This is a genomic window from Methylorubrum zatmanii (assembly GCF_014845115.1).
In the GTDB taxonomy this organism is placed as follows: domain Bacteria; phylum Pseudomonadota; class Alphaproteobacteria; order Rhizobiales; family Beijerinckiaceae; genus Methylobacterium; species Methylobacterium zatmanii.
Map to the genome: position 1 here is coordinate 1 of NZ_NKUI01000202.1, position 1997 is coordinate 1997.

At 67.7% G+C, this 1997-nt stretch carries 1 protein-coding gene; it reads left to right on the forward strand.

Annotated features, from left to right (window positions below; all coding sequences use genetic code 11):
* Window positions 1–518: 518 nt before the first annotated feature.
* Entirely contained in the window at window positions 519–1916 is a 1398-nt protein-coding gene (locus MZTS_RS21010) for a TolC family outer membrane protein (RefSeq protein WP_425492764.1), read from the forward strand.
* The last annotated feature ends 81 nt before the right edge of the window (window positions 1917–1997 follow it).

Consider the following 1997-nt stretch of genomic DNA (forward strand, 5'->3'; position numbering starts at 1 on the left):
GTCTGAGCGAAGCCCAAACCCGCCCTCCCGAAGGGATCAACCGGATTTGGTTATGACTCGCGCAGCCGCACGCGAGAGCATCGCCCTGGACATCGGATCCAGGATGATGTGCGGCGCCTTTGTCTTGCATCGCCTTTTCCCCAAACGGGAGCCCCGTTTCGGGACGATGCTCTCGCTGCCGACCGGGTGCGCCACCTCGCTCCACAATCGTCGGGAAAGGCCCGCACGCGGAGCGCGGCAATCATGGATTAAGTCCGTCGAAGTGTCGCTTTTTTGAGCCACCTCCGGGCAATCCGCCACGGCGGCTCGGAAAACCCTGTCGTCGATGCCGCAAGCTCGGCTAATCTTCCGCACGAGGCGGGCTGACCGTCCCAGCGCACGGACATGCAGGCGGCAAGGGTGTCGCGGCCCTCACGGAGCGGATCGTTCGACCGGTATCCTTCGGGATCGCCGGAGACGACAACCGGATCGGGAGCGGAGGTGCGACGGGACGGCGAATCGAGAAACCGCAAGGGCTGATCGACGTGAAAGAACGGAACCCTGCGGCGCGGTCCGCGCTTCGGCTGGCCGGTGCCGTCGTCTCGGCGCTGGCCGTCGCGAGTCCGGCCGCCGCCGAAACGCTTGAGAGCGCACTCTCCCGCGCCTACCAAGCCAACCCGGCGCTGAATGCAGCGCGGGCGAACCTGCGCGCAACCGACGAAGACGTGAACCGCTTCCAGGCCGGCTACCGGCCCAATGCGGCTATTTCCGCCGATATCGGCGTCCAGCAATTTCAGGGCTCCATCGCCGGCCAGCCATTGAGAGGCGCCCGGGGCCTGACGGTTCCGAGCGGCGCCGGCCTCACCGTCAACCAGAACCTGTTCGACGGCTTTCAGACCGACAACCGGGTCCGCGCCGCCGAATCGACCGTGCTCGGAACGCGCGAGGGCCTGCGCCAGACCGAGATGAACACGCTGTTCAACGCGGCTCAGGCCTATATGAACGTGTTGAGCGACACGGCGACACTCGAACTTCAGCGCAACAACGTCGAGGTGCTGGAGGAACAGCTCCGGCAGACCCGCGACCGCTTCAATGTCGGCGAGGTCACCCGGACCGACGTGGCGCAGGCCGAGGCTCGCCTGGCCGGTGCCCGCTCGCAGGTCAGCGCGGCGGAAGCGGCCCTGCGGGCCTCGATCGGCATCTACCGCCAGATCATCGGCGTCGAGCCGCGCCAGCTCGCCCCCGGCCGCCCGCTCGACCGTTACGTACCGGCTTCCCTCGATCAGGCCATCCTAATCGGCCTGAAGGAGCACCCGCAGATCCTGGCCTCGCTGCATTCGGTGGATGTGGCGGAACTGCAGGTGAAGGTCGCCGAGGGCGCGCTCTACCCGCAGGCCCAGATCACCGGCGCGGTGCAGCAGCGCTACGACCAGCAGTTTCCCGGCGATAACGGAGTCACCGCCTCCATCGTCGGGCGCGTCAACATCCCGCTCTATCAGGGTGGCGCCGAATATGCGGCGATCCGGCAGGCCAAGGAGAATGTCGGACGGGCCCGGCTGATCGCCGATCAGGACCGCGACACGATCCGCGCCTCGATCGTCCGGACCTGGGGCAACCTCGAAGCCTCGAAGGCGCAGGTGATCGCCTCCCAGGCCCAGGTGCAGGCCAACGAAGTGGCGCTGAACGGCGTGCGCGAGGAGGCCCGCGTCGGCCAGCGCACCACCCTCGACGTGCTGAACGCGCAGCAGGAACTTCTCTCCGCCCGGGTCGCCCTGATCCGCGCCCAGCGCGACCGGGTGGTGAACTCCTACGACGTGGTCCAGGCGGTCGGCCGGCTGACCGTCCGCTTCACCAGCCTGCCGGTGACGCCCTACAGCGCCCGCGAGCATCTCGATCAGGTCCGTGATCTCGAGGCGCGGATCGTGTCGCGGTCCTGATCGGCGATCAGCCGGGCCCGTCCGACATTCTCCTTGGCCTGCCGGATCGCCGCATATTCGGCGCCACCCTGATAAAGCGGG